Genomic DNA, 25,748 nt, shown 5'->3' with positions numbered 1-25,748 from the left:
GAGGCTGCGGTGATCGGACTGTGGGACACCACCGGCAACGAGGTGGTCAAGGCGCTCGCCGCGGAACGACGCAGCGCGGGCGGGGTGGCCAGCGGCATGGCGCTGACCCTGATCGTGGTGGTGGACGAGAAGCGGGTCCGCGAGGCGGAGGCGGCGGCCACCATCGCCGCCGCCGCGCACCCGTGCCGGCTGCTGGTGGTGGTCCGCTCCGACGTGGACCGGGACCGCAGCCGACTGGACGCCGAGATCGTGGTCGGCGGGCGGCTGGGCCCCTGCGAGGCCGTGGTGATGCGGATGTACGGCCGGCTGGCGCTGCACGCCGAGTCCGTGGTCATGCCGCTGCTGGTGCCGGACGTACCGGTGGTGACCTGGTGGCACGGTGAGCCGCCGGAGGAGATCGCCACCGACTTCCTCGGCGTGGTCGCCGACCGGCGGATCACCGACTCCGCGCAGGCCGTCGACCCGATCGCGGCGCTGCGGCAGCGGGCCCGCGACTACGTCTCCGGTGACACCGACCTCGCCTGGACCAGGATCACGCCGTGGCGCACCCTGGTGGCCGGGGCATTCGACACCACGGACGCGCAGCTGACCGAGGCGGTGGTGGTGGCGCCGCCGACCGACCCGACCGCCGCCTTGATGCGGGGCTGGCTGCGCAGCCGGCTCGGCATCAAGCCACGGTGGGACCGCGTCCGCGAGTTTCCCCGGATGCGGGAGGTCCAGTTGCGCTGCGCCAACGGCGACGAGTTGACGCTGACCCGGGAGGACAGCGCGGCCACGTTCCGGCGTACCGGCCAGGAGGACCGGATCCTGCCGCTGGTGCGCCGGCCGCTCGGCGACGAGCTGGCCGAGGAACTGCGCCGGCTCGGCACCGACCAGGTGTACGCGGAGGCGTTGGGCGCCTTCGCCGGGCTCGCCAACCTGGACCGGCGGCCCAGCCAGCGGGTGCACGTCTGGAAGGACCCGGCCACCGCACAGCGGGCCGAGGCCGGCGTCACCGCGCACGCCACGACGAACACCGGCTCCTGACCCTCCCACCCCCGGTACGCACGACACCGACCGCCAGGCGGTCGCGGAAGGACACCATGAGTGAGGCGAGTGTCGCCGTCCACGCCGACGCCGACCTGCTGGCGCAGGCGGTCGCAGCCAGGCTGGTGGTGCGGCTGCTCGACGCCCAGGCCGCACGCGGCCAGGCGTCGGTAGTGCTCACCGGCGGTCGGATCGCCGCGGCGGTCTACCGGGCGGTGGGCGCACTGCCCGCCCGCGACGCGGTCGACTGGTCCCGGGTCGACTTCTGGTGGGGCGACGAACGGTTCCTGCCCGCCGGTGACCCGGAACGCAACGAGACCCAGGCCCGCGCGGCGCTGCTCGACGCGCTGCCGGTGGACCCGGCGCGGGTCCACGCCATGCCGGCCTCGGACGGCGGCACCGACCCGGAGGAGGCCGCCGCCCGGTACGCGGCCGAACTCGCCCGGGCGGCCCGGCCCGGCACCGCCGTGCTGCCCCACTTCGACGTGCTGATGCTCGGCGTCGGCGAGGACGGGCACGTCGCCTCGGTCTTCCCGGAACACCCGGTGCACTACGAGAGTCGACCGGTGAGCGCGGTGCGGGGCAGCCCGAAGCCCCCGCCGGTACGTATCACCCTCACCCTGCCGGCGATCAACACGGCCGAGGAGGTGTGGCTGGTGGCCGGCGGCGGCGACAAGGCCCACGCGGTCGGCATGGCGCTTGCCGGTGCCGGCCCGGTGCAGGTGCCGGCGGCCGGGGTGCAGGGCGTCGGGCGTACCCTCTGGCTGCTCGACCGGGCTGCGGCGGCCGACCTGCCGGCCCGCTTCCGCAGCCTGCGCTGACGCGGCCGGGGCCAGCCCGAAGCTACGAGCGGCCGCGGCGCTGACGCAGGGCGGCGAGCGCCTCGGCGAGGATCGCCTCGCCCTCGGCGTCGGTTCGACGTTCCTTCACGTACGCCAGGTGGGTCTTGTACGGCTCGGCTCGGGCCCGGCCCGGCGGATCCTGGGCGTCCTGGCCGGCCGGTAGCCCACAGCGGGGGCAGTCCCAGACGACCGGGGCCGCCACGTCGGCGACGATCCGGATGTCGGTGCGGTGCCCGTTGCGGCACCAGTAGCTGACCGAACGGCACGGGACCGGCTGGTGGCGTTCGGGCGGACGTGGGGGCGCGGACCCGACGCGGGCGCCCCGGATGACGTGGCCGTTCGGCACGGCGCTGACTCCTGTCGTCGGAGGGGACCGCCGTCGGGGGGTGGACGGCGGGCGACGCGGTGCAGCGGGTGAAACGGACTGCGCGCGGCCCGTCGGGTGACGGACCGCGCGCAGATTGTACGCCTCGGGGGTCGAATCAGACGCCCGTGCCCACCTCGAGCCGGAGCCAGAGGCCGAGCCCGATGATGCAGGCGAACCAGACGATGGCCACCAGCACGGTGTAACGGTCCAGGTTCTTCTCGGCCACCGACGAGCCGGCCAGGCTGGAGCTGACGCCACCGCCGAACATGCTGGACATTCCACCACCCTTGCCGCGGTGCAGCAGGATGAGCAGAACGAGCAGGAAGCTCGTGATGACCAGCAACGCGATCAACGTGTAGGCGAACCAGAGCGGCATGGCGGGGGTCAGTCCTCTCGTTACGATCCTCGCCCGGTCAGATCGGGCACGGCGGCACCGACCGGCGGACGGGCGGAGTCAAGGATAGCGAGCGATCAGCCGGTGATGTGCTCCGGGAACCGGCAGATCTTCGCGAACTCCTCGGCGTCCAGGCTGGCACCGCCCACCAGGGCGCCGTCCACGTCCGGCTGCGCCATGATCGAGGCCACGTTCGACGACTTGACCGAGCCGCCGTAGAGGATGCGTACGCCGTCTGCGGTGGTCTGGTCCACGGTCTCGGCCAGCCGGGCCCGCAGCGCGCCGCACACCTCCTGAGCGTCCTCCGGGGTAGCCGTCTTGCCGGTGCCGATCGCCCAGACCGGCTCGTACGCGACCACCACCCGGAGGATCTGCTCCGGGCTGAGCCCCTTGAGGGCGGCGTCGAGCTGGTCGGTGCAGTGCGCCACGTGGGTGCCCTGCTCCCGGACGTCCAGCCCCTCCCCCACGCAGAGGATCGGGGTGAGCCCGTGGGTCAACGCCGCCTGCACCTTGGCGCCCACCAACCCGTCGTCCTCGCGGTGGTACTGCCGCCGCTCGGAGTGGCCGACCGCCACGTACGTGCAGCCGAGCTTGGCCAGCATCGCGCCGGAGATCTCCCCGGTGTACGCGCCGGAGGCGTGCGGTGACAGATCCTGCGCGCCGTAGCCGATGAGCAGCTTGTCGCCCTCCACCACGGTCTGCACCGTGCGCAGGTCGGTGAAGGGTGGCAGCACCACCGTCTCCACCTCGGTCAGCTGCTTCTCGGTGAGGCTGGCGGCCAGCTTCTGCACCAGCAGGTTCGCCTCAAGGTGGTTGAGGTTCATCTTCCAGTTGCCGGCCATCAGCGGCCGGCGGGGGGCGCTCGCCATCAGTTCTCCAGAGCCGCGATGCCGGGGAGGGTCTTGCCCTCCAGGTACTCCAGGGACGCGCCACCACCGGTGGAAATGTGCCCGAAGGACTTCTCGTCCAGCCCCAGGGCCCGCACCGCGGCGGCGGAGTCACCACCACCGACCACGCTGAACGCGTCGGAGCCGGCGATCGCCTCGGCCACCCCACGGGTGCCGTGCGCGAAGGCGGGCATCTCGAACACGCCCATCGGGCCGTTCCAGAAGATCGTCCTCGCGTTCGTCGACTCACCGCACGCGGACTGCTTCAGCGCGGCGGCGAAGCCCGCGACGGTCTTCGGCCCGATGTCGAGCCCGACCCGGTGGCTGGGGATGCCGTCGACCGGCACCACGTCGTGCGCGGCGTCCGGAGCGAACGCATCGGCGGCCACCACGTCGACCGGAAGCATGATCTTGCCCTCGGAACGCTCCAGCAGGTTGCGGCAGGTCTCCACCATCTCCGCCTCCAGCAGGGAGGAGCCGACCTCGTGGCCCTGGGCCTTGAGGAAGGTGAAGCACATGCCACCACCGATGAGCAGCCGGTCGACCTTCGGCAGCAGCGCCTCGATCACCGCGAGCTTGTCGGAGACCTTCGACCCGCCGAGCACCACCACGTACGGCCGCTCCGGGTCGCCGGTCAGCTGCGAGAGCACCTCCACCTCGCGCAGCACCAGCCGGCCGGCGAAGTGCGGCAGCCGGGCGGGCACGTCGTGGACGCTTGCGTGCTTGCGGTGCACCGCGCCGAACGCGTCGTCGACGTACACGTCGCCGAGGGCGGCGAGCTGGTCGGCGAAGGCGCCCCGCTCGGCGTCGTCCTTGCTGGTCTCCCCCTTGTTGAAGCGGAGGTTCTCCAGCAGCGCCACCTCGCCGTCGGCGAGCGCCGCCACGGTCGCCTGGGCGGAATCACCGACGGTGTCGGTGGCGAAGTGCACCGGCGTGCCGAGCAGCTCACCGAGCCGCCCGGCGACCGGGGCGAGGCTGAACTGCGGGTCCGGCGCACCCTTCGGCCGGCCCAGGTGGGAGCAGACGACGACCTTGGCACCGGCCTCGGTCAGCGCACCCAGGGTCGGCAGCACCGCCCGGATCCGACCGTCATCGGTGATGTCGCCGGTCTGCTTGTCGAGCGGGACGTTCAGGTCGGCGCGCACCAGCACGCGCCGACCCGAGACCCCCTCGGCGAGCAGGTCGTCGAGGTTGCGGATGCTCACCGAGCTGGTCCTCCGTTCGTGACTGCGGGGCTCGCGAGCTCACTCCTCGCACTCACAGCGAACTACCCACCAGCTTCACCAGGTCGACCAGGCGGTTGGAGTAGCCCCACTCGTTGTCGTACCAGCCGACGACCTTGACCTGGTTGCCGATGACCTTGGTCAGCGGCGCGTCGAAGATGCACGACGCCGGGTCGGTGACGATGTCGGCGGAGACGATCGGGTCCTCGTTGTAGGTGAGGATGCCCCGCAGCGGCCCCTCGGCGGCGGCCTTCAGCGCGGCGTTGACCTCGTCCACCGAGGTCTCCCGACCGACGGTGACGGTGAGGTCGGTGGCCGAGCCGGTCGGGATCGGCACCCGCAGCGCGTACCCGTCGAGCTTGCCCTTGAGGTCCGGCAGCACCAGGCCGATGGCCTTCGCGGCGCCGGTCGAGGTCGGCACGATGTTCAGCGCGGCGGCCCGGGCCCGGCGCAGGTCCTTGTGCGGCGCGTCCTGGAGGTTCTGGTCCTGGGTGTACGCGTGGATGGTGGTCATCAGACCCTGCTGGATGCCGAACGTGTCGTGCAGCACCTTCGCCATCGGCGCCAGGCAGTTGGTGGTGCAGGAGGCGTTGGAGATGATGTTGTGCTTGGCCGGGTCGTACTGGCCGTCGTTGACGCCCATCACGACCGTGACGTCCTCGTTCTTCGCCGGAGCGGAGATGATGACCTTCTTGGCCCCGCCGTCGATGTGCGCCTTGGCCTTGGTGGCGTCGGTGAAGAAGCCGGTCGACTCGATGACCACGTCCGCGCCGACGTCGCCCCACGGCAGCGCCGCCGGGTCCTTCTCGGCGTACGCCTTGATGGACTTGCCGCCGACGGTGATCTCGTCGGCGGTGGCCTTGACCTCCTGCGGGAGGCGACCCAGGATGCTGTCGTACTTGAGCAGGTGGGCGAGCGTCGCGTTGTCGGTCAGGTCGTTGACGGCCACGACCTCGACATCAGCGCCGGACGCCAGCACTGCCCGGAAGAAGTTACGGCCGATCCGGCCGAAGCCGTTGATGCCAACCCGGATGGTCACAGGTCCCATCTCCTCGCGTTCTGGTCCGCCGGCGTGAGGACCCTCGGCCGGCGAAGTGGTGTGCGCCGACCGTTGGAGCCGGCCGTTGACGGTTCATCCCGGCCACCCCGCCGCGGTCCGAGGGACCTGACCGCCGTCGAGGCGGTGGATACGGCGGGGAACACCGGTGCCGGCCCCCTTGCCGTACGCAGCGACCTTATCCGAGCGCGCTGAGCCACGCTGCGCCGGGTGGTCGCCCCACCGTCCTATCAGACCACGAGCATGTCGGGCGTGACGGCTGCTTCGGTATCCGGGATGCCGAGGTCGCGGGCCCGCTTGTCGGCCAGCGCCAGCAACCGGCGGATCCGCCCGGCGATGGCGTCCTTGGTCAGCGGCGGGTCGGCCAGCGCGCCCAACTCCTCCAGGGACGCCTGCCGGTGCTCCAGCCGCAGTCGGCCGGCCGAGGTCAGATGCTCCGGCGCGTCGTCGGCGAGGATCTCCAGCGCCCGGGTCACCCGGGCCGCGGCGGCGACCGCCGCGCGGGCCGAACGCCGCAGGTTGGCGTCGTCGAAGTTCGCCAGCCGGTTGGCCGTCGCCCGCACCTCGCGCCGGACCCGGCGCTCCTCCCAGGCCAGCACGCTTGAGTGGGCACCGATGCGGGTGAGCAGCGCGGCGATCGCGTCGCCGTCCTTGACCACCACCCGGTCGACGCCGCGGACCTCGCGGTTCTTGGCAGTGATGCCCAGCCGCCGGGCCGCGCCGACGAGCGCCAGCGCCGACTCCGGGCCCGGGCAGGTTATCTCCAGGGCGCTGGACCGGCCCGGCTCGGTCAGCGAGCCGTGTGCCATGAACGCGCCCCGCCAGGCGGACACCGCGCAGCAGACGCTGGCGGCGACGACGTGCGGCGGCAGCCCGCGTACCGGCCGACCGCGCACGTCGAGCAGCCCGGTCTGCCGGGCCAGCGCCTCGCCGTCCTTGACCACCCGGACGATGAAGTGGCTGCCCTTGCGCAGCCCACCGGAGGCGAGCACGTGGATCTCGCTCGGATAGCCGTAGACCTCGGCGATCTCGCGCCGCAGCCGCCGGGCCACCGCGCCGGTGTCGAGTTCGGCCTCCACCACCACCCGCCCGGACACGATGTGCAGCCCACCGGCGAACCGCAGCAACGCCGCCATCTCCGCCCGCCGGCAGCAGGGCTTGGGCACGTCGACCCGACTCAGCTCGTCCTTGACCGCCGCCGTCATCGCCATTGTGCGTCCCCTCACGGACCGGTTCCGGCGTGTCGCCGGAGATTACGTACGTGTCTAACGATCGGCGCCCAGTACAGGCACCAGGGCGGCGCCCAGAGCAGCCGGATCATGACGGGGAGTGCCGTCGTCGACCGCGACGGGAGCGAGGACCAGCCGGGCTCCCAGGGATTCTGCCGCACGATGGACCGGTTCGGGGTCACCGACCGCCTTGGCGTCGGCGAGCACGAAGTCGACCGTCAGCTCCGGTAGGTACCAGCGCAGCGCCGCCAGGTGGTCGGCGACCGAGAGCCCGAGCGTCTCCTTCTCGGCGGCGAGGTTGAGGGTGACCAGTCGCCGAGCCGGGCTGGTCAGGATCGCGGCGGCCAGCTGCGGCACCAGCAGGTGCGGCAGCACACTCGTGTACCAGCTGCCCGGTCCGAAGATCAGCCAGTCGGCGGCACCGATCGCGGCGACCGCCTCCGCGCACGCGGCCGGCGCCTGCGGGGTGAGCCGCAGCGACTCGACCCGCCCGGTGGTGACCGCGACCTGGTGCTGTCCGCGTACGGTGCACACCTCGTCGGGGCGTACGGGGTCGACCCCGCGTACCCGGGCCTCGATGTCGACCGGCTGGCGGGACATCGGCAGCACCCGGCCGACCGAGCCGAGCATCGCCCCGGCGTGCTCCAGCGCCGCCACCGGGTCGCCCAGCAGCTCCATCAGCCCGCAGAGCACCAGATTGCCCACCGCGTGCCCGGCCAGCCCGTCGGTCCGGCCATCCACCGCCAGCTCGGCGAAGCGGTGTTGGAACAGTCCCGCGCTGCGCCGGGTCGCGGGATGGTCGCCGGCCAGCGCCACCAGCGCCTGGCGCAGGTCACCCGGGGGCAGCCCACCCCGTTCGGCCCGCAGCCGGCCACTTGAGCCGCCGTCGTCGCCGACGGTCACCACCGCCGTGATGTCCAGATCCAGCTCCGGTGCGCACCGACGCAGCGCCCGCAGCGAGGCGGACAGGCCGTGCCCACCGCCGAAGGCCACCACCCGGATCGTCATTCCCGCCCCAGGTCACGGTGCTGGGCGTTGGCGGCCAGCCCGGCACGACGCAGTCGGGCGGCCAACTCCTCCGCGATCGCCACGCTGCGGTGCTTGCCGCCGGTGCAGCCGACCGCCACGGTCAGGTACCGCTTGCCCTCCCGCTCGAAGCCGGCGGTGGTGGCGTTCACCAGATCCGCGTACGCGTCGACGAAGGCGTCCGCGCCCTCCTGTCCCAACACGTACGCGCTGACCGCCTCCTCGCGCCCGGTGTGCTCGCGCAGCTCGGGCACCCAGTACGGGTTGGGCAGAAAACGGGCGTCCATCACGAAGTCGGCGTCCGGCGGCAGGCCGTACTTGAAGCCGAAGGAGATCACCGTCAGCCGCAGCCGGCGGGCGTCCTCCCCGCCGAACAGCTCCTCGACCCGGCGGCGCAACTGGTTCACGTTGAGATGACTGGTGTCGATGATCACGTCGGCCTGGTCGCGGGCCTCCTCCAACAGGCCCCGCTCGACGGCGATGCCGTCGGCGAGCCGGCCGTCGCCCTGCAACGGGTGCGAGCGCCGCACGCTCTCGAACCGCCGGATCAGCACCTCGTCGTCCGCGTCGACGAAGACCACCCGGGGGGCGTAGCCACGCTCCTTCAGCTCCCGGATCGCCTCGGCCAGATCCGTGGAGAAGGCCCGGGAGCGCACGTCCAGCACCATCGCGGTACGCCGGGCCGCCCCACCCGCCTTCACCGCCAGCTCGGCCATGTCCAGCAGCAGCGCCTGGGGCAGGTTGTCGACGACGTAGAAGCCCACGTTCTCCAGTGCCCGGGCCACGGTGCTGCGTCCACCGCCGGACAGGCCGGTGACCACGACCAGTGTGGTGTCCGTTTCGGCGGTCGCCCCGGTCTGCTCACCGGGTACGCCCGCACGGTGACCGGTCGTGTGCGCCTCGCCCACCCGTCTGCACCTCCACCCGCGCCGCCCCGGCCGATCCCGGCCGGGCATGGTCAAGCAGCGACTCTAGCTCGCCGGTGTCCGGCTCCGGGGACGCACCGCCGCCGCGCCACAGTAGGCGCGTACCTGTCGTGTCGGCTGACTGACGGCGCGCGACGCGCGACGCGACTATCCTCCGGCCATGGGCAGGCACGGGGCGCGGCTGCGCTGGGTGGTGGCGCTCGTGTCCGTCACGGTCGCCGTGCTGGCCACGGTCCACCGGTACGTCGACCGCGAACGGGAGTGGGCCGACGGCGGCGACACCCTGGCGGTGACCGTCCAGGCCAGCCTGCCGGAGCCGGACGGGGTAGCGGGCGCGGTCGTCGCGTTCGGCTGGCCCGAGCCGGCGGACAACGTCATCGGCGACCCCGACCGACAGTCGGTGGTGGTGCGGCTGCGTTGGTCGGGGCCACCCCGGCAGGGCCACTACCAGGTCATCCTGCTCGACGGCCGAGTGGAACCCGCCCGGGTGGTACAGCCCTACGCCGGCTGGGACGCCGACGGCGGCACCGGCTCCAACTGGGCCGGGGCGTACGACGTGCTGGCGCAGCGGTACCCCTGGCTCGCCGACACCGCCACCCGCGAGGAACCCGAGGGCACGTTCACCACCCCGTCAAACGTCGGCGCGGTGGGCACCCGCGCTACCGCCGACGGCAGCCTGGTCGCGGTCTTCCGGCTGGCACCCGGCGCCGTGCCACTGACCGACCCGTCCCGCCTGGTGGTGGCATTCTGCTACGTGGAGCGCGACGGTGAGGTCCGCTGGGCCAAACGGGTCCCCGTCTTACCGGCCGACTGAACGCTGGGCCGCGTCGCAGCGCGTCCGGCGTTCACCGGCGGCGCAGCGCCTTGACCCGTTGGTGGCCGAGCACACCGAGGTAGTCCCACGGCTCGTCCAGACAGGAGTCGACCTCGGCCGCCGCGATGATCTCGATCAGTCGGGCGGCCAACTCATCGGGGTCCGGTTGCAACTGCTCGCAGAGCTGCACATGAGCCGCCCGCAACGCGTCGCCGATCTCGGCCGGCTCATCCTCGTAGACCTCCCAGGCGTCATTGAGGTATCCGGCCAACCCGTCCCAGGCGCGCGCCGCCCGCTCGACCACCAGCAGCGCCTCGATGCTGGCCGCACGCTGCGCCAGCACCTGCACCTCCTCGACGATCGCCCGGCCGGCCTTCTCCACGTCGGGCAGATCCCAACGGTCTCCGCTGGTCGCCTCGTGGGCCAGGTTGTCGATCGTCCGACCGAGGTCGGCCAGTTCAGCGTCGCTGAGTGGCGCCAGCCGCCCGGCGTACGCCAGCAGCCGGGACTCCAGCACCCGATCGTTGACCGCCCAATCGGCGATCAGCGAGGCCAACCGTCGAGCCGGGATGGTGTGCGCGATCTCGGCCAGCTCGGCCACCCGAGGGTCGACCTGCACGGCCGACGGTAGCGTGGCCAGCGACGACCAGGCGAACCCGTCCGTCAGGGCGGCGACCGCGAGCGCCACCGCGTGCCCGCAGAACTCCTCCTGCGCCGGGCAGTCGCACTCGGCCACGAAGCCGTCCGCCGTCATCCCCACCCATACGTCGTAGGGTGGCCGCCCCGCTTCCCGGATGACGCCGGACGCTCCCCCGCCGACCGGAACGATCGCCTCCGGCTGCCCGACCGCCTGAAGCTCGTCCGCCGCCTCGCAGGCCGCAACCCCGGCCGCCGCCCGCAGGGCGTCAACATCAATGTGTACCGCCACCCGCCCATCTAACCGGACGCCCGCCGGGCCGCCACGCGCGACCGTGCCTGCCTCGATCGTTGGCAGTTCAGCTGCTCGACCCGACACGCCGGGGCGGACTACAGCTGAACTGCCAACAACTCAGTCACGCAGGGCTACCCTGCGCTGGGCGACTGCGCGTCGAAGGGTCTGGGCTCGCTGCACCTCGGGCAGGTGGGTCTCGCTCCAGCCGAGTAACGCGTCGATGAGCTGCGGCAGCATCTTCCCCAACGGCGCGATGCGGTACTCGACTGCGACCTGTCGCGTGTCCACGATCACACGCTCGACATTCCGTTGCGCTCCAGCCGTCGCGGCGTCGTCGTCAGTGACTTCTGCGTCACGACCGGGAGCGCACGGCGGGTGATCTGAGAGTGATGAGTGGACGTGGTTTCCCGCACGACACCTAGGCTAGTTGAAGTATCCTTGGGATACCAGGTAACCATGGTATACCTACTCGATCGGCGAAGGGATCTCTGATGACCGCGCAGCTTTTCACCCCGGAAGGCATGTTCCAGCCGGTGCCGTACCACCATGTCGCGGTGGGCACCGGCACCCGGCACGTCCACGTCGCCGGGCAGATCGCGCGCGACGGCGCGGGAAACCCGGTCGCCACGGGCGATCTCGCCGGGCAGATCAGGCAGGCGCTGCGCAACACCGCGCGTGGGCTCGGTGGCGCGGGCGCGAGCTTCACCGATGTGGTACGCCTACGGTTCTTCGTCACCGGGTGGAGCGCCGAGAACCGGGACGCCATCATGACCGCCTTCCTCGCGGGTATCGACAGCGTCACCGACGAGCTCGGCATCCCCCGCCCGTTGCCGCCGCTGTCCGTCATCGGCGTCGACTACCTCTTCGAACCGGACGTGCTGGTCGAGATCGAGGCGTACGCCGTGATCACCTGAGCGGATCGACCGGCGTTGGCGCGGCCGAGCGGGAGGAGGGCGACCTCCCAGGACCCGGACGCACTCCCTTCCGGCCGTGCTCTGGTGTCGTTGTTCCGACCCCGAGCGGCTGGCCGCCGCTGAACCGGACAACAACACCTACGCCCGCGACCTGTCAGCCTCCTACCAACGGCTGGGTGACCTGGCGCGCCAAGATGAAGGCACCGGGACCGCCGCGCAGCCCGGCCACGAACGCCGACCAGGCACGCCGCTCAAAGCGCAGCACCGGCCCCGCCGGATCCTTTGAGTCCCGCACCACCAACACGTCCGCCACCCCGGCCACCTCGACGCAGTTGGAACCGCTCGCGCTGCTTCGGCTGCTCCTGCGCCACTTCACGTCGTCAGTGGTCATTGGTCGGTCCCTTGTGAGTGCAGGTCAACCCGGATAGTCGTCAGCCACCCGGCTCAGGAATGCAACCGACTCGTCGGGATCGAGCGCCTTGGCCATGAGGTGGTCGAACATGAGTCTATATCGAGCTACATGCCTCTCTTCCTCCAACAGTAGGGTGCTGGAGTCGTTGTCGAGGTAGACGACCGTCGGGTCCAACGCCGAGTCGATGTAGTCGAGCAGGGCGAAGGGCCCACCCATCGCCGCGTGGGCACCGGCCGAGAAGGGCAGGATCTGCACCGCGACGAGTCGGACTGACACCTCCGCTGGCCGGGAATGGCGTCCGGTCAGCTGTCCGGGGTGGCTCGTAGAATCCTCGGATGGTCTCCCCCGCCGACGTGAGTCTCACCGACCTGGCCACCTCCGACGCGCCTACCGGTGACAAGGTGACAGCGGCGCTGGATGTGCTGCGGCGGGTGTTCGGGTACGACTCGTTCCGGGGCTTCCAGCGGGAGGTCATCGACCACGTGGTGGCCGGCGGGGACGCGCTGGTGCTGATGCCGACCGGCGGCGGCAAGTCGTTGTGCTACCAGATTCCCGCGCTGGTCCGCGACGGCGTCGCCGTGGTGATCTCGCCGCTGATCGCGTTGATGCAGGACCAGGTCGACGCGCTCACCGCGGTCGGGGTGCGGGCCGGCTTCCTCAACTCCACCCTCGACCCCGACACCCGCCGGCTGGTCGAGGCCGAGTTCGTGGCCGGCGAGATCGACCTGCTCTACCTCGCGCCGGAGGCGCTGGCCAGCCGGGCCACGCTGAACCTGCTGGACCGGGGGCGGATCGGTCTCTTCGCCATCGACGAGGCGCACTGCGTGTCGCAGTGGGGCCACGACTTCCGGCCGGACTACCTGAACCTGTCGATGCTGCACGAACGCTGGCCGGGCGTACCCCGCATCGCGCTTACCGCCACCGCGACAAGCGCCACCCGGTCCGAGATCGCCACCCGCCTCAGCCTGACCGGGGCGCGACACTTCGTGGCCAGCTTCGACCGGCCCAACATCCAGTACCGGATCGTGCCGAAGCGGGAGCCGCGCAAGCAACTCCTCGCCCTGCTGCGCGACGAACATCCCGGCGAGGCGGGCATCGTCTACTGCCTGTCCCGGGCCTCGGTGGAGAAGACCGCCGAGTTCCTGGTCGCCAACGGCGTCGACGCGCTGCCGTACCACGCCGGTCTGGACGCGGCCACCCGCGCCGCCAACCAGCAGCGCTTCCTGCGCGCCGACGCGGTGGTGATGGTGGCGACGATCGCCTTCGGGATGGGTATCGACAAGCCCGACGTGCGGTTCGTCGCCCACCTCGACCTGCCCAAGTCGGTCGAGGGCTACTACCAGGAGACCGGCCGCGCCGGCCGCGACGGGTTGCCGTCGAGTGCCTGGCTGGCGTACGGGCTGCAGGACGTGGTGCAGCAGCGGAAGATGATCGACACCTCCGAGGGCGACCTGGCGCACCGGCGCAACCTCGCCGCCCACCTCGACGCGATGCTGGCGCTCTGCGAGACGGTACGCTGCCGCCGGGCGCAACTGCTGGAGTACTTCGGCGAGCCGGCCACCGGCGGCTGCGGCAACTGCGACACCTGCCTGGAGCCACCCGAGTCCTGGGACGGCACGGTGGCCGCGCAGAAGCTGCTCTCCACCGTCTTCCGGCTGGATCGGGAACGCAACCAGCGGTTCGGTGCCGGGCACTGCATCGACATCCTGCTGGGTCGCAGCACCGACAAGATCACCCAACACCGGCACGACTCGCTGACCGTGTTCGGCATCGGCGGCGAGCTGAGCGAGGCGGAGTGGCGCGGCGTGGTCCGGCAGCTGCTCGCCGAGGGACTGCTCGCCGTCGAGGGCGACTACGGCACGCTGGCGCTGACCGACGGAAGCGCCGAGGTGCTCGGCCGGCGGCGCACCGTGATGCTGCGCCGCGAGGCGGCACGTCCGGCGAAGGCGGCCAAGCCGCGTGGCGCGGCCACCGTGGTCGCCGAGCTGCCGGCGGAGGCGGCCGGCACGTTCGAGCGGCTGCGGGCCTGGCGGGCGGCCACCGCCAAGGAGCAGGGCGTACCCGCGTACGTCATCTTCCACGACGCGACGCTGCGCCAGATCGCCGCCGACACGCCCTCGTCGCTGGCCGAGCTGTCCCGGATCAGCGGCGTCGGCGAGAACAAACTGGCCAAGTACGGCGAGCAGCTCCTCGAGGTGCTCGCCGACGCCGCCTGAGGTGACCGTCTTCGAGACCAACCTCGCACCACTGGATCCCACCGACCGCCGCGAATTTCCGGATTTCCGCCTGCTGGCCGGTCAGGTTGAGGTGGGGACGCTGTCGAGCTGACCCGTCCACGCTATCGGCGTGGCGATCCGTTGGTGCTGTCAGGTCGACAGGGGCGACACCCCACACCAGCACCCCGGCCGACGCCGGGGTGCAGCACCGCTGCGACGGCGGTCAGGTGGTGGACTGCTCCTGCTCGCCGCCGGCACCGAGCGCGGCCAGGATCGCTTCGGCGGTACGCCGGCCGATGCCACGGACCTCGGTGATCTCCTCGACGGTGGCGGCCGAGAGACGTTTCAACGAGCCGAAGTGGCGTAGCAGCGCCTTGCGGCGTACCTCGCCCAGACCGGCGACGTTGTCCAACGCCGAGGTGGTCATCCGCTTGGAGCGGCGCTGCCGGTGGAAGGTGATGGCGAAGCGGTGTGCCTCGTCGCGTACCCGTTGCAGCAGGTAGAGCCCCTCGGAGGCGCGCGGCAGGATGACCGGGAAGTCGTCGTCGGGCAGCCAGACCTCCTCCAACCGCTTCGCCAGCCCGCACAGCGCCACGTCGTCGACGCCCAACTCGGCGAGGGCCTGCGCGGCGGCGGCGACCTGCGGCGCGCCGCCGTCGACCACCACCAACTGCGGCGGGTACGCGAATTTGCGTGGCCGGCCGGTGGTCGGGTCGACAAGCGCACCGATCCGCGGCTCGTCGCCGCCGTCGGCCGCGTCCAGCTCAGCGGGGAGGGCGTCAGCTTCGACACCTGCCTCACCGGTCTCGGCTCGGGCGTCGAGGTAGCGGGCGAAGCGGCGGCGCAGCACCTCGGACATCGCCGAGAGATCATCCGTGGCCCCCCGGATGATGAACCGGCGGTACTCGCTCTTGCGGGGCAACCCGTCCTCGAAGACGACCATGCTCGCGACCACGTCGGTGCCCTGGATCTGCGAGATGTCGAAGCACTCGATGCGCAACGGCGCGGTCCGCAGACCGAGCGCCTCGGTGATCTCGTCGAGCGCCTTGCTGCGGGTGGTGAGGTCGCCGGCCCGCTTGAGCTTGTGCCGGGCCAGGGCGTCCTTCGCGTTGCGTTCGACCGTCTCCATCAGGGCCCGCTTGTCACCGCGCTGCGGCACCCGCATGGTCACCCGGCCGCCGCGGTGGGTGGAGAGCCAGTCGGCCAGCGCGTCGGCGTCGGCGGGCAGCTCGGGCACCAGCAGTTCCCGTGGCAAGTCGGCCTCGCCGTGTTCGCCGCCGTAGACCTGGGTGCAGAAGTGGTGCACGAGGTCGCCCGTGGTCAGCTCCTCGGTCTTCTCGACCACCCAACCGCGCTGGCCCCGCACCCGGCCGCCCCGGACGTGAAAGACCTGGACCGCGGCTTCGAGCGGGTCGTCGGCGAAGGCCACCACGTCGGCATCGGTGCCGTCGCCGAGCACCACGGTCTGCTTCTCCATCGCCCGGCGCAGCGCGGCGACGTCGTCGCGCAGCCGGGCCGCCCGCTCGAACTCCAGTTGCTCGCTGGCCTCGACCATCTCGCGTTCCAGTTTGCGGACCATGGTGTCGGTGCGCCCGGCCATGAAGTCGCAGAAGTCGTCGACGATCTCGCGATGCCGTTCGGCGGAGACGCTGCCGACGCAGGGAGCCGAGCACTTGCCGATGTAGCCCAGCAGGCAGGGGCGGCCGACCTGGCCGGCCCGCTTGAACACCCCGGCGGAGCAGGTGCGGGCCGGGAAGACCCGGAGCAGCAGATCGAGCGTCTCGCGGATCGCCCAGGCGTGTGAGTACGGCCCGAAGTAGCGCACCCCCTTGCGCTTGGCCCCGCGCATCACCTGAAGGCGTGGGTACTCCTCGTCGAGGGTCACCGCCAGGTAGGGGTAGGACTTGTCGTCGCGGTACCGGACGTTGAACCTCGGGTCGTACTGCTTGATCCAGAGGTATTCGAGTTGGAGGGCCTCGACCTCGGTGCCGACGGTGACCCAGTCCACCGCCTCGGCGGTGGTGACCATCTGCTGGGTGCGCTGGTGCAGCCCCCACAGGTCGGCGAAGTAGGAGTTGAGCCGACTGCGCAGATTCTTCGCCTTGCCCACGTAGATGACCCGGCCGGTGCCGTCGGAGAAGAAGTAGACCCCCGGTGCCTCGGGAATCGTGCCCGGCGCGGGCCGGTAGGTCGACGGATCAGCCACACTCCGAGACTAGTCGCCACCTCCGACAGCCCGAATCATCCCCGGATGACCGTTCCGGCGGCCGGCTGTGCCCGATCGTACCGGATGGATTTCTCCACCCGTGGGAGATGTCGGTCCACGCCCAACGCGGCCCACGGTCGCGGCCGGGACGACACCGTCCCGGCCGCGACCGCCCGCTCAGGCCAGCGCGATCTGGTCGCCGTCGACCTTGATGTTCTTGGCCGCCAGCGGCGTGGTGGCCGGACCGGCCGTGACGGAGCCGTCCTCGATGGAGAACTTGCTGCCGTGGCAGGTGCAGTTGATGGTGCCGCCGTCGACGTTCGACACCGGGCAGCCCTGATGGGTGCAGACCGGATCGAACCCCTTGAAGTCCCCCGCCGTGGGTTGGGTGATCACCACGCCCTGGGCGGCGAAGACCGCGCCGCCACCGACCGGGATGTCGGTCGTCCGCGCCAGTGACTGGGCGCCCTCGCGGTCCCCGCCACCGGCGTCACCGGTGTTCGTGATCTGCGGCCCCGGGCTGGGTGCCGCGCCGCCGTCGTCCTCACCGCCGCAGGCGGCCAGCACCGCCGCCGCGCCGACCGCCCCCGCCCCCGCGAGCAGGGCTCGGCGGGTACGCACGTCAGGCCCGGCCGGCACCTGCTCCTCGCTCATGCCAGTGCTCCGTTGCGCTCGCCCATGCCTCGCCCCTCCGTCGGTGACTCCGGTGCATGATCTGTGGTCACTCTCCCCTACACGCACCACTCTGCCCGGCGGTTCACCCGATCGACCACCCGGGCGCGCCAGGCGGTCAGGCGCCCGCCGACCGCGCGGCGGATCAGCGCGCGGCGGCGGTGGCCTTCCGGCCGCCCCGAGCCCGGCCGCCGTTGGCCTTCGCCGCCCGGGCAGTGGCCGCCACGGCACCCTTCGCCGCGCCGTCGAGCTTGAGGACGGTACGCAGGAACTGCCCGGTGTGGCTCTCGGCGACCTCGGCGACCTCCTCCGGGCTGCCGGTGGCGAGCACGGTGCCGCCCCGGTGGCCGCCCTCGGGGCCCATGTCAATCAGCCAGTCCGCGCTCTTGATCACGTCCAGGTTGTGCTCGATCGTGATCACGGTGTTGCCCTTGTCGACCAGGCCCTCCAGCACCAGCAGCAGCTTGCGGATGTCCTCGAAGTGCAGACCGGTGGTCGGCTCGTCGAGCACGTAGACCGTCCGCCCGGTCGAGCGCTTCTGCAACTCCGAGGCGAGCTTGACCCGCTGCGCCTCGCCGCCGGAGAGGGTCGGTGCGGGCTGCCCCAGCCGTACGTAGCCCAGCCCCACGTCGACGAGTGTCTTGAGGTGCCGGTGGATGGCCGGGATGGCGGAGAAGAACTCGGCGGCCTCCTCGATCGGCATCTCCAGCACGTCGGAGACGGTCTTGCCCTTGTAGTGCACCTCCAGGGTCTCCCGGTTGTATCGGGCGCCCTTGCAGACCTCGCACGGCACGTACACGTCGGGCAGGAAGTTCATCTCGATCTTGATGGTGCCGTCGCCGGAGCACGCCTCGCAGCGGCCGCCCTTGACGTTGAAGGAGAACCGTCCGGGGCCGTACCCCCGGACCTTGGCCTCGGTGGTCTCGGCGAACAGCTTGCGCACGTGGTCCCAGACGCCGGTGTAGGTGGCCGGGTTGGATCGCGGGGTGCGGCCGATCGGCGACTGGTCGACGCCGACGACCTTGTCGACGTTGTCCAGGCCGGAGACCCGGGTGTGCCGGCCCGGCACCAGCCGGGCACCGTTGATCTGGTTGGCCAGCACGGCGTAGAGGATGTCGTTGACAAGTGTCGACTTGCCCGAGCCGCTGACCCCGGTGACGGCGATCAGCTGGCCGAGCGGGAAGCTCACGGTCAGGTTGCGCAGATTGTGCTCGCGGGCCCCGTGCACCACCAGCTCCCGCCCGGGGGTCTGCGGCCGGCGGCCCCTGGGCGTCGGGATCTCCCGCCGACCGGACAGGTACGCCCCGGTCAGCGACTCGGGATTCTCCAGCAGCGCCGGCACCGAGCCGCTGTGCACGATCCGGCCGCCGTGCTCACCCGCGCCGGGACCGATGTCGACGATCCAGTCGGCGGTGCGGATGGTGTCCTCGTCGTGCTCGACCACGATCAGCGTGTTGCCCAGGCCGCGCAGCCGTACCAGCGTCTCGATCAGCCGGTGGTTGTCCCGCTGGTGCAGGCCGATCGACGGCTCGTCGAGCACGTAGAGCACGCCGACCAGGCCGGAGCCGATCTGGGTGGCCAGCCGGATGCGCTGCGCCTCACCGCCGGAGAGGGTGCCGGCCGGCCGGTCCAGGGAGAGGTAGTCCAGCCCGACGTCGAGCAGGAAGCGCAGCCGGGCGTTGATCTCCTTGAGCACCCGCTCGGCGATCAGCTTCTGCCGGTCGGTCAGCTCGATGCCGGCCAGCAGGTCGGCGCACTCCCCGACGGACAGGTTGCACACCTCGGCGATGCTGCGCCCGGCCAGGGTGACCGCGAGCACCTCGGGCTTGAGCCGAGCCCCGCCGCAGGCCGCGCAGGGCACGTCGCGCATGTAGCCCTCGTACTTCTCCCGCGACCACTCACTCTCGGTGTCCGAGTGCCGGCGCTCGATCCACTGCATCACGCCTTCGAAGCCGGTGTAGTACGAGCGTTCCCGGCCGTACTTGTTGCGGTAACGCACGTGCACCTGGTCGCCGGAGCCGTGCAGGATCGTCTTCTGCGCCCGCGACGGCAACGCCCGCCACGGTGTGTCGACGTCGAAGTGCTCGGCCTCGCCGAGCGCCTCCAGCAGACGGAGGAAGTATTCCAGGTTGTGCCCGGTCGCCCAGGGCTGGATCGCCCCCTCACGCAGGCTGCGCTCCGGGTCGGGAACGACCAGCTCCGGATCGACCTCCTTCTTGGTGCCCAGGCCGGTGCACTCGGGGCAGGCGCCGTAGGGCGCGTTGAAGGAGAAGACCCGGGGTTCCAGATCCTCGATCGCCAGGGGGTGGTCGTTGGGGCAGGCCAGGTGTTCGGAGTAGCGCCGCTCCCGGTCGGGGTCGTCCTCGGCCAGGTCGACGAAGTCCAGCAGGACCAGGCCACCGGAGAGGCCCAGCGCCGCCTCGACCGAGTCGGTCAGCCGCTGCTTGGCGCTGGGCTTGACGCTGAGCCGGTCGATCACCACCTCGATGGTGTGCTTCTCCTGCTTCTTCAGCTTCGGCGGGTCGGTGAGCTGGTGCACCACCCCGTCGACCCGGGCCCGGGCGTACCCCTTGGCCTGAAGTTCGGCGAAGAGGTCGACGTACTCGCCCTTGCGGCCCCGCACCACCGGAGCGAGCACCATGAAGCGGGTGCCCTCGGCCATGGCGAGCACCCGGTCGACGATCTGCTGCGGGCTCTGCCGGGAGATCCGCTCGCCGCAGACCGGGCAGTGCGGTTCGCCGACCCGGGCGAAGAGCAGCCGCAGGTAGTCGTAGACCTCGGTGATCGTGCCGACCGTGGAGCGGGGGTTGCGCGAGGTGGACTTCTGGTCGATGGAGACGGCCGGGCTCAGGCCCTCGATGAAGTCGACGTCCGGCTTGTCCATCTGGCCGAGGAACTGCCGGGCGTACGACGACAGCGACTCGACGTAGCGGCGCTGGCCCTCGGCGAAGATCGTGTCGAAGGCCAGGCTCGACTTGCCCGACCCGGACAGCCCGGTGAACACGATCAGGGCGTCCCGGGGCAGGTCGAGGCTGACGTCACGCAGGTTGTGCTCGCGTGCGCCACGGATGATCAAACGGTCGGCCACGGTCCGTGTACTCCCGGGTGAGGATGAAGAGGAAGATCTGTCCGCTTTTGGGGTGAACCCAGCGGTTGTGTCAGCGCGGAGAGTGCGCCCCGGCAACTGTAGACCCGCCCCCCGACAACTTTCCCCACCCAGACATCCCACCCCTCCCCACCCCCTCTCCCCCCGGCACCCCCAACCCGCCGACCACGCAGCTGCGCCACGTCCCAAAAATGGTCAAAAAACTCGTACCGACAGCCACATCTGCATGATCGCGGGCTGGAGGGCTCCGAGGTTGGGGTGGTCAGCGGGGGTGGGGGGTGCGGGGGGTGGTGCGGGACACGCGGGTGGCGCGGCGACGGGTCTGGTGGGTGACCTCGCGTTGCAGCCGGCGCCAGTTGTCATAGCGACGAGCGGTCAGCGTCCCGGAATCGAGCGCCGCCCGCACCGCGCAGCCCGGTTCGGCCTCGTGCCCGCAGTCGCCGTACCGGCAGTCGGCGGCCAGGTCGGCGATGTCGGCGAAGGCGCGGTCGAGCCCGGTCGCGCCGTCGAGCAGGCCGACCGCCCGAACACCGGGCGTGTCCACCACGGCACCCCCGCCGGGCAGTGGCACCAACGCCCGCCAGGTGGTGGTGTGCCGACCTTTGCCGTCCACCCGACGGATCGCCTGGGTGGGCATCACCACCGCCGAGACGAGCGCGTTGACCAGGCTCGACTTGCCGGCTCCGGAGGGTCCGAGCAGCCCGAGGGTACGACCCGGACCGACCTCGGCGCGCAGCGCCTCCAGTCCGGTGCCGTGCTCGGCGCTGACCGGCAGCACCGGCACGCCCGGTGCCAGGGCCGCCAGTTGACGCGCCACCGCCGCCGGGTCGGCCGCCAGGTCGGTCTTGGTCAACACCACAAGTGGCCGGGCTCCCGACTCGTGGACCAGCGAGAGCAGCCGCTCGATGCGGGCGGCATCCGGTGCCGGGTGCACCGGCTCCACCACGGCGGCCACGTCCAGGTTGGCGGCCAGCAGTTGACCGCCGGCGTCCTTACCGGCGGTGCGCCGGATCAACGCGGTACGGCGGGGCAGCACCGCCTCCACCGTCGTCCGCCCGTCGGGCCAGGCGCACAGCAGCACCCAGTCGCCGACGCCGGGCAGCCGGGTGGCGTCGCCGACGGCGGCGGCCAGCAGCGGCCCGCCGGTCGAGGCGCGCACCGGCCCCGCCTCGGTGAGCACGGTGCAGACGCCACGGTCGACGCGGGCCACCCGGCCGGGGCGCTGATCGGTACGGATGCGTCGCAGATGGGCCGCCCGGTCGGTGTCCCAGCCCAGGGCGGTCAGCGAGATGGTCATGGCTCCTCGTTCAGTGTCGGTGCGGGTGATACACGGGTGCGGTGACCGGCATGACCACCACCTCCTCCGCTCCGGCGCCGCGTACGAACCTGGTCGACATCCCCCGCCGGTGACCGGGCCGCGAGGCGGCAGGCGAGGCATCCGGTTCGAGGGGGCCGCTGGCACAGACGGTAGGTCGGGCCGCGCCACGCCGGAAGTGAATTCCCCGGCGACGCGGTGGGCGCGGCCCACTAGGGTCAGCAACGTGACGATGGATCCGCTGCTGCTGACCGGCGACGTGGACGATGCCACGGCCCGACTGCTACGGACGGCGGCCACCTTCGACGCCGCCGATCTCGCGGCACCGTCCCTGCTGCCGGGGTGGAGCCGAGGACACGTGCTCACCCACGTCTGCCGCAATGCCGACGGCTTCGTCAACCTGCTCACCTCGGCGCGCACCGGCGAACGGATCCCGATGTACGCCAGCGCCGCGACCCGAACCGCCGACATCGAGGCGGGGGCCGCGCGCCCGCCGGAGGAACACCTCGACGACCTGCGGCGCAGCGCGGACCGGTTCGTCGAGGCCGTCGCCGCGATGCCGGTGGCGGCGTGGGGTGCCACCGTCGAGACCCGGCACGGCCCGCGGCCGGCGGCCCTGCTCGTCTGGGGCCGGCTGCGGGAACTGGAGATCCACCACGTCGACCTGGCCGCCGGCTACCGGCACGCGGACTGGTCACCGGACTTCGGTCACCGGCTGCTGCACGAGGTGACCAGCGGCTTCGCCGGCCGGGGCGACGTACCGGCGATGGTGCTGCGCTTCGACGGCAGCAGCCACGAACTGGTGCTCGGTGACCCGGCACAGGCGCCGGTCGTCGCGGGTTCGGCCGCCGGACTCGCCGCGTGGCTGACCGGCCGCGACCCCGGCACCACCCTGACCGTCACCCCCGACGGACAGCTGCCCCGCCCACCCGAATGGATCTAGGAAGTCATGACCTACACCGGAGAAGTCACACCCGGCGGTCCGCCGGCGGTACGCGAACTCGACCAGCTGACCATCACCAAGGTGTCGGTCGGTCCGATGGACAACAACGCGTACCTGCTGCGCTGCGCCAGCACCGGTGAGCAGGTGCTGATCGACGCCGCGAACGAGGCGCCCCGCCTGCTGGAACTGATCGGCGACGCGGGTCTCGCCACGGTGGTGACCACCCATCAGCACATGGACCACTGGGTCGGTCTGGAAGAGGTGGTGGCCAAGACCGGCGCCCGTGCGCTGGTGCACACCGATGACGCGGACGGGCTGCCGATCGAGGCGCAGACCCTCACCGACGGCGACCTCGTGCCGGTCGGCGACTGCGCCCTGGAGGTCGTCCACGTCCGGGGCCACACCCCGGGCTCGGTGGCACTGCTCTACCGCGACCCCGGTGGTGTGCCGCACCTCTTCACCGGCGACAGTCTCTTTCCGGGTGGGGTCGGCAACACCGACCGGGATCCGCAGCGGTTCGCCGCGCTGATCGACGATGTCGAGCACAAGCTGTTCGACCGGCTGCCCGACGAGACCTGGTTCTACCCCGGGCACGGCCGGGACTCGACGCTCGGCGCGGAACGCCCCCACCTGGCCGAGTGGCGCGCCCGCGGCTGGTGACAGCCGCGCCGGTCAGGGAGCGATGCGCAGCCGTCGGATCTGGTTGTCGTCGTAGTCCTCGAAGCGGTACCGCAGGCCGGCGAAGGGGCTGCCGGGAAAGTCACCGGTGATGGTGGCGGTGACCACGGTCCCTGCCGGCGTCTGCGTCACGTCGGTGATCTCGTACGACACCAGCGGCACCTCCCGCCGCCAGGCCCGGATCGCGGCGATGCCCTCGTGCGCCCTGCCCTCGTCCTCGACGACCGCGTCGGGGGCGAAGAGCGCGAAGTAGGCGTCGCTGTCGGGCTGACCGGCGAGCGCGAAGTAACGACGGATCAGTGGCGGTACGTCACTCATGGCAGGGCTCCCCCGGGGGCAGTGCGGACGGACGCCCTGATCATGCCCGACGTGTCCGACAGCCACCCGAGGTTCGAGCGGGTTCCGAGCGCAGCCGACGGGCTGGTCAAGCGGCCCGGTAGGAAGGCGACCGGGCGAGGTGGTGACCGGTTCAGCGGGTGACCGCGCGAAGCCGCCGCCGGGTGCCGAGCAGCACCAGGGCCGCCAGCAGCAGTCCGCCGAGCATGGTCACCAGCAGTGGGCTCGCTCCGGCGGGCAGCAGCCCGGCCAGCGTCCGCGACGCGGTACCCACCACCAGGTAGAGCCCGGCCCACCCGGCCGCGCCGAGCGCCGCGAACCCGAGAAACCGCCGGTACGACATGTGCAGCCCGCCGGCGGCCAGCGGCAGCAACGCGTTGAAGACCGGCAGGAAGGGCGCGATCAGTACCAGCCGGCCGCCGTCGCGGCGCAGGATGCTCTCGGCTGCCGCCCATCGCGTCTCGCCGACCCAACCGCCGAAACGGCTGCGCCGCAGCCGATCGCCCCACAGCCGGCCGACCAGGAAGCTCATCGACCAGCCGGCGAGGCATCCGGTGACCACGGCGACGAAGGTCGCCAACCCGGTGGCGGGGGTGCCGACCGCCACCGCGGCGAGCACCGCCACGTCACCGGGCACCAGGACCCCGAACAGCGGCACCGCGTCGAAGAGCATGACCACCCCGAGCACCGCCATCAGCACCACCACGGGAAGCTCTCCGACCTGGGCCAACTGGTCCGCCATGTCTCGTACGCTAGGGCCTGCCCGCCACCGTGAACATCGGGTTTCCTCCCCTATCTCGTAGCGGCGCCCCTGAGGGTGAACCCCGATCCCGCGCCGCGTCGGGGCCATCCGCCGCATCACCTGAGGCGCTTCGCCCGGCAAATCCGCTATTCACCGGTTACTGTCGGGAAGGTATTGGGCGATCACCGGCGGACAAGCCAGCGGTCGCCCGCATGGAACAGGGAGAGAGTACGCATGGCAACCGGCACCGTGAAGTGGTTCAACTCCGAAAAGGGCTTCGGCTTCATCGAGCAGGACGGCGGAGGGCCCGACGTCTTCGTCCACTACTCGGCCATCCAGTCCAGCGGCTACCGAGAGCTGGGTGAGGGCCAGAAGGTCGAGTTCGACGTGACCCAGGGGCAGAAGGGCCCGCAGGCGGACAACGTCCGTCCGCTCTGACTCGTGCCGGTCCCCCGGGGCTGATCGCACGGCGGTGAGTGGCGGCCGGTACCGGCCGCCACTCGTCAGGTTGTCTCAGGTCAGGCCGCCAGGCGCCGGCTCAGCTCACTCACGACCTGTTCCGCCACGGTGGGCGGAATGGCCGCCGCGATCTCCTCTGGGGTGAGACCGGCCAGCACCCCGCTGATGATCGCCTGCTCGTCGGTGAAGTCCCGGTTCGTCAGCGCCTCCACTGTGCTCTGCAGCGCGGTGAGCTGGGCGCCGATGCTGCGCAGGGTCGGGTGGGAGACCCGGAAGGCGGGGTCCGTGTGGTCCTCGCCCATGGCCATCCGGGTGTAGGTCTGCCCGATCGGGTTGCGCCCGTCCAGGACGGTGAGGTTGCGGTGGACGGTCCTGAGCCAGTTGTGCTCCTCGGGTGTCATGTCGTTCTCTCCATCCTCGGGGTCCAGCAGTCCGATGGTGGTCAGGTAGCGGCGGAAAAGGGGCCGCTGGTCGCGGTTCGCCTTGATCGAGTCCCGGAAGAAGCTGAAGTGGGTGTGCCACAGGTGCGACCGGTCACCGGTGCTGCGGCGACCGAGCCGGTCCCAGCGCCGGACCACGTTGCCGTCGGGTGAGTAGATGATCTCGCGGATGTCGCGGGTGTCCGGGGCGTTGGCGACGCACTGCGCCACGCACCAGGTCGAGAACGTGAACAGGTTGTGGTTGCGGCCACCGGAGTCGAGCCGGAACGTCCCCACGTCCAGCGCGGCGGCGTCGAGGGTCAGTCCGTTACGGTCGCGGGGCGACTCGACCACCGAGTAGTCGTTGGTGACGACCCGGTCCGACCCGCAGTCGTAACCCCCTCGGTGGTTGGCGTCGCCAACGATGCCGACCTCGTTGGGTTCGAGATCCTCGTCGCGACTGCGGTTGGGATCACGGTTGAGATGCTCAAGCAGCAGACTACGAACGGCGAGAAGATTTGCCGGTGCCCGCGTCATGGGTCCCCCTTCGCTTACTCGTCGGGGACCAGGCACGACAGTGACACCGCGTACGCGGTGGAGAGGCTCAC

Annotated in this window: 27 protein-coding genes; 8 read left to right on the top strand and 19 right to left on the bottom strand. The window is 71.4% G+C overall.

Features of this window, described 5'->3' with window-relative positions; genetic code table 11:
- Window positions 1–9 precede the first annotated feature (9 nt).
- Together KBX00_RS15525 and pgl are read left to right on the top strand one after the other, a co-directional pair.
- Window positions 10–1,026 carry a glucose-6-phosphate dehydrogenase assembly protein OpcA gene (locus KBX00_RS15525; protein WP_210827515.1) on the top strand — a complete coding sequence of 339 codons (1,017 nt, stop codon included), beginning with the start codon at window positions 10–12 and terminating at the stop codon, window positions 1,024–1,026.
- 56 nt (window positions 1,027–1,082) lie between these two features.
- Window positions 1,083–1,847: a 6-phosphogluconolactonase gene (gene pgl, locus KBX00_RS15520; RefSeq protein WP_210827512.1), complete on the top strand. Its 765-nt coding sequence runs from the start codon at window positions 1,083–1,085 to the stop codon at window positions 1,845–1,847.
- A 22-nt stretch (window positions 1,848–1,869) separates the two neighbouring features.
- Here pgl and KBX00_RS15515 read toward each other — a convergent pair whose 3' ends face one another.
- The 8 genes from KBX00_RS15515 to rapZ all read right to left on the bottom strand — a co-directional run bounded on the left by KBX00_RS15515 (window position 1,870) and on the right by rapZ (window position 8,959).
- Window positions 1,870–2,214 carry an RNA polymerase-binding protein RbpA gene (locus KBX00_RS15515; protein ID WP_210827510.1) on the bottom strand — a complete coding sequence of 115 codons (345 nt, stop codon included), beginning with the start codon at window positions 2,212–2,214 and terminating at the stop codon, window positions 1,870–1,872.
- 136 nt (window positions 2,215–2,350) lie between these two features.
- Window positions 2,351–2,611 (bottom strand): preprotein translocase subunit SecG, encoded by a 261-nt coding sequence (gene secG / locus KBX00_RS15510; protein WP_204003170.1) that lies wholly within the window; start codon window positions 2,609–2,611, stop codon window positions 2,351–2,353.
- Window positions 2,612–2,706: 95 nt separating this feature from the next.
- Window positions 2,707–3,498 carry a triose-phosphate isomerase gene (tpiA, locus tag KBX00_RS15505; RefSeq protein ID WP_210827508.1) on the bottom strand — a complete coding sequence of 264 codons (792 nt, stop codon included), beginning with the start codon at window positions 3,496–3,498 and terminating at the stop codon, window positions 2,707–2,709.
- On the bottom strand, window positions 3,498–4,721 hold the full coding sequence (gene pgk / locus KBX00_RS15500) for a phosphoglycerate kinase (protein ID WP_210827506.1): 1,224 nt from the start codon (window positions 4,719–4,721) through the stop codon (window positions 3,498–3,500). Before pgk ends, tpiA begins: the two co-directional genes overlap by 1 nt.
- A 52-nt stretch (window positions 4,722–4,773) precedes the next feature.
- Window positions 4,774–5,778, bottom strand: coding sequence for a type I glyceraldehyde-3-phosphate dehydrogenase (gene gap / locus KBX00_RS15495; protein ID WP_093401453.1), 1,005 nt, complete (start codon window positions 5,776–5,778; stop codon window positions 4,774–4,776).
- Between the two features lie 248 nt (window positions 5,779–6,026).
- Window positions 6,027–7,007 carry a DNA-binding protein WhiA gene (gene whiA, locus KBX00_RS15490; protein WP_093401454.1) on the bottom strand — a complete coding sequence of 327 codons (981 nt, stop codon included), beginning with the start codon at window positions 7,005–7,007 and terminating at the stop codon, window positions 6,027–6,029.
- Between the two features lie 54 nt (window positions 7,008–7,061).
- Window positions 7,062–8,033, bottom strand: a complete 972-nt coding sequence (yvcK, locus tag KBX00_RS15485) for a uridine diphosphate-N-acetylglucosamine-binding protein YvcK (RefSeq protein WP_210827504.1) — start codon at window positions 8,031–8,033, stop codon at window positions 7,062–7,064.
- Window positions 8,030–8,959 (bottom strand): RNase adapter RapZ, encoded by a 930-nt coding sequence (gene rapZ, locus KBX00_RS15480; RefSeq protein WP_307868692.1) that lies wholly within the window; start codon window positions 8,957–8,959, stop codon window positions 8,030–8,032. Before rapZ ends, yvcK begins: the two co-directional genes overlap by 4 nt.
- Window positions 8,960–9,137: 178 nt before the next feature.
- Between rapZ and KBX00_RS15475 the strand changes: the two genes are divergently transcribed.
- Complete coding sequence (locus KBX00_RS15475; protein WP_210827502.1) at window positions 9,138–9,791, top strand: hypothetical protein; 654 nt, start codon at window positions 9,138–9,140, stop codon at window positions 9,789–9,791.
- Between the two features lie 31 nt (window positions 9,792–9,822).
- Here KBX00_RS15475 and KBX00_RS15470 read toward each other — a convergent pair whose 3' ends face one another.
- Entirely contained in the window at window positions 9,823–10,719 is an 897-nt protein-coding gene (locus KBX00_RS15470; RefSeq protein ID WP_210827501.1) for a hypothetical protein, read from the bottom strand.
- Between the two features lie 120 nt (window positions 10,720–10,839).
- Window positions 10,840–11,010 (bottom strand): hypothetical protein, encoded by a 171-nt coding sequence (locus KBX00_RS15465; protein ID WP_301547998.1) that lies wholly within the window; start codon window positions 11,008–11,010, stop codon window positions 10,840–10,842.
- 203 nt (window positions 11,011–11,213) lie between these two features.
- Here KBX00_RS15465 and KBX00_RS15460 point away from each other — a divergent pair, with 203 nt between their 5' ends.
- Window positions 11,214–11,636, top strand: a complete 423-nt coding sequence (locus KBX00_RS15460) for a RidA family protein (RefSeq protein WP_210827500.1) — start codon at window positions 11,214–11,216, stop codon at window positions 11,634–11,636.
- 154 nt (window positions 11,637–11,790) lie between these two features.
- Here KBX00_RS15460 and KBX00_RS15455 read toward each other — a convergent pair whose 3' ends face one another.
- Window positions 11,791–12,027: a DUF397 domain-containing protein gene (locus KBX00_RS15455; RefSeq protein ID WP_210827499.1), complete on the bottom strand. Its 237-nt coding sequence runs from the start codon at window positions 12,025–12,027 to the stop codon at window positions 11,791–11,793.
- A gap of 24 nt (window positions 12,028–12,051) precedes the next feature.
- Window positions 12,052–12,324 (bottom strand): Scr1 family TA system antitoxin-like transcriptional regulator, encoded by a 273-nt coding sequence (locus KBX00_RS15450; RefSeq protein WP_307868689.1) that lies wholly within the window; start codon window positions 12,322–12,324, stop codon window positions 12,052–12,054.
- 59 nt (window positions 12,325–12,383) lie between these two features.
- Between KBX00_RS15450 and recQ the strand changes: the two genes are divergently transcribed.
- Window positions 12,384–14,264 carry a DNA helicase RecQ gene (recQ, locus tag KBX00_RS15445; RefSeq protein WP_210827498.1) on the top strand — a complete coding sequence of 627 codons (1,881 nt, stop codon included), beginning with the start codon at window positions 12,384–12,386 and terminating at the stop codon, window positions 14,262–14,264.
- A 223-nt stretch (window positions 14,265–14,487) separates the two neighbouring features.
- On the opposite strand, the gene uvrC is transcribed toward recQ, so the two are convergent.
- The 4 genes from uvrC to rsgA all read right to left on the bottom strand — a co-directional run bounded on the left by uvrC (window position 14,488) and on the right by rsgA (window position 21,545).
- The gene (uvrC, locus tag KBX00_RS15440; RefSeq protein WP_210827497.1) at window positions 14,488–16,470 is read right to left on the bottom strand and encodes an excinuclease ABC subunit UvrC; all 1,983 of its coding nucleotides are present in this window, start codon (window positions 16,468–16,470) and stop codon (window positions 14,488–14,490) included.
- Window positions 16,471–16,647: 177 nt separating this feature from the next.
- On the bottom strand, window positions 16,648–17,124 hold the full coding sequence (locus KBX00_RS15435; RefSeq protein ID WP_210827496.1) for a Rieske (2Fe-2S) protein: 477 nt from the start codon (window positions 17,122–17,124) through the stop codon (window positions 16,648–16,650).
- 163 nt (window positions 17,125–17,287) lie between these two features.
- Window positions 17,288–20,230, bottom strand: coding sequence for an excinuclease ABC subunit UvrA (gene uvrA / locus KBX00_RS15430; protein ID WP_210827494.1), 2,943 nt, complete (start codon window positions 20,228–20,230; stop codon window positions 17,288–17,290).
- Window positions 20,231–20,510: 280 nt separating this feature from the next.
- The gene (gene rsgA / locus KBX00_RS15425) at window positions 20,511–21,545 is read right to left on the bottom strand and encodes a ribosome small subunit-dependent GTPase A (protein WP_210827486.1); all 1,035 of its coding nucleotides are present in this window, start codon (window positions 21,543–21,545) and stop codon (window positions 20,511–20,513) included.
- Between the two features lie 244 nt (window positions 21,546–21,789).
- On the opposite strand from rsgA, the gene KBX00_RS15420 reads away from it, so the two are divergent.
- A complete protein-coding gene (locus tag KBX00_RS15420) occupies window positions 21,790–22,506 on the top strand; it encodes a maleylpyruvate isomerase family mycothiol-dependent enzyme (RefSeq protein WP_210827477.1) in 717 nt (238 codons plus the stop codon).
- 6 nt (window positions 22,507–22,512) lie between these two features.
- Window positions 22,513–23,166, top strand: coding sequence for an MBL fold metallo-hydrolase (locus tag KBX00_RS15415; RefSeq protein ID WP_210827475.1), 654 nt, complete (start codon window positions 22,513–22,515; stop codon window positions 23,164–23,166).
- A 12-nt stretch (window positions 23,167–23,178) separates the two neighbouring features.
- Here the strand turns inward: KBX00_RS15415 and KBX00_RS15410 are convergent, their stop codons facing one another.
- Together KBX00_RS15410 and KBX00_RS15405 are read right to left on the bottom strand one after the other, a co-directional pair.
- Complete coding sequence (locus KBX00_RS15410) at window positions 23,179–23,502, bottom strand: nuclear transport factor 2 family protein (protein ID WP_210827473.1); 324 nt, start codon at window positions 23,500–23,502, stop codon at window positions 23,179–23,181.
- 151 nt (window positions 23,503–23,653) lie between these two features.
- On the bottom strand, window positions 23,654–24,262 hold the full coding sequence (locus tag KBX00_RS15405) for a DedA family protein (protein WP_210827471.1): 609 nt from the start codon (window positions 24,260–24,262) through the stop codon (window positions 23,654–23,656).
- A 234-nt stretch (window positions 24,263–24,496) separates the two neighbouring features.
- Between KBX00_RS15405 and KBX00_RS15400 the strand changes: the two genes are divergently transcribed.
- Window positions 24,497–24,700, top strand: coding sequence for a cold-shock protein (locus KBX00_RS15400; RefSeq protein ID WP_164448301.1), 204 nt, complete (start codon window positions 24,497–24,499; stop codon window positions 24,698–24,700).
- A gap of 80 nt (window positions 24,701–24,780) precedes the next feature.
- Here the strand turns inward: KBX00_RS15400 and KBX00_RS15395 are convergent, their stop codons facing one another.
- The gene (locus tag KBX00_RS15395; protein WP_210827469.1) at window positions 24,781–25,677 is read right to left on the bottom strand and encodes a hypothetical protein; all 897 of its coding nucleotides are present in this window, start codon (window positions 25,675–25,677) and stop codon (window positions 24,781–24,783) included.
- Window positions 25,678–25,748: the final 71 nt, after the last annotated feature.

Origin of the sequence: Micromonospora sp. C95 (assembly GCF_018070465.1) — a bacterium.
In the GTDB taxonomy this organism is placed as follows: Bacteria; Actinomycetota; Actinomycetes; order Mycobacteriales; family Micromonosporaceae; genus Micromonospora.
Note: the sequence above shows the minus strand (reverse complement) of the source record. Positions and strands in the feature narration are given on the sequence as shown.

Bases quoted from the DNA above. Each gene is read 5' to 3' on its own strand.
- pgl (WP_210827512.1), top strand. From the start codon at position 1,083: ATGAGTGAGGCGAGTGTCGCCGTCCACGCCGACGCCGACCTGCTGGCG.
- secG (WP_204003170.1), bottom strand. From the start codon at position 2,611: ATGCCGCTCTGGTTCGCCTACACGTTGATCGCGTTGCTGGTCATCACG.
- tpiA (WP_210827508.1), bottom strand. From the start codon at position 3,498: ATGGCGAGCGCCCCCCGCCGGCCGCTGATGGCCGGCAACTGGAAGATG.
- whiA (WP_093401454.1), bottom strand. From the start codon at position 7,007: ATGGCGATGACGGCGGCGGTCAAGGACGAGCTGAGTCGGGTCGACGTG.
- yvcK (WP_210827504.1), bottom strand. From the start codon at position 8,033: ATGACGATCCGGGTGGTGGCCTTCGGCGGTGGGCACGGCCTGTCCGCC.
- KBX00_RS15475 (WP_210827502.1), top strand. From the start codon at position 9,138: ATGGGCAGGCACGGGGCGCGGCTGCGCTGGGTGGTGGCGCTCGTGTCC.
- KBX00_RS15460 (WP_210827500.1), top strand. From the start codon at position 11,214: ATGACCGCGCAGCTTTTCACCCCGGAAGGCATGTTCCAGCCGGTGCCG.
- KBX00_RS15455 (WP_210827499.1), bottom strand. From the start codon at position 12,027: ATGACCACTGACGACGTGAAGTGGCGCAGGAGCAGCCGAAGCAGCGCG.
- recQ (WP_210827498.1), top strand. From the start codon at position 12,384: ATGGTCTCCCCCGCCGACGTGAGTCTCACCGACCTGGCCACCTCCGAC.
- KBX00_RS15435 (WP_210827496.1), bottom strand. From the start codon at position 17,124: ATGAGCGAGGAGCAGGTGCCGGCCGGGCCTGACGTGCGTACCCGCCGA.
- rsgA (WP_210827486.1), bottom strand. From the start codon at position 21,545: ATGACCATCTCGCTGACCGCCCTGGGCTGGGACACCGACCGGGCGGCC.
- KBX00_RS15415 (WP_210827475.1), top strand. From the start codon at position 22,513: ATGACCTACACCGGAGAAGTCACACCCGGCGGTCCGCCGGCGGTACGC.
- KBX00_RS15410 (WP_210827473.1), bottom strand. From the start codon at position 23,502: ATGAGTGACGTACCGCCACTGATCCGTCGTTACTTCGCGCTCGCCGGT.
- KBX00_RS15405 (WP_210827471.1), bottom strand. From the start codon at position 24,262: ATGGCGGACCAGTTGGCCCAGGTCGGAGAGCTTCCCGTGGTGGTGCTG.
- KBX00_RS15400 (WP_164448301.1), top strand. From the start codon at position 24,497: ATGGCAACCGGCACCGTGAAGTGGTTCAACTCCGAAAAGGGCTTCGGC.
- KBX00_RS15395 (WP_210827469.1), bottom strand. From the start codon at position 25,677: ATGACGCGGGCACCGGCAAATCTTCTCGCCGTTCGTAGTCTGCTGCTT.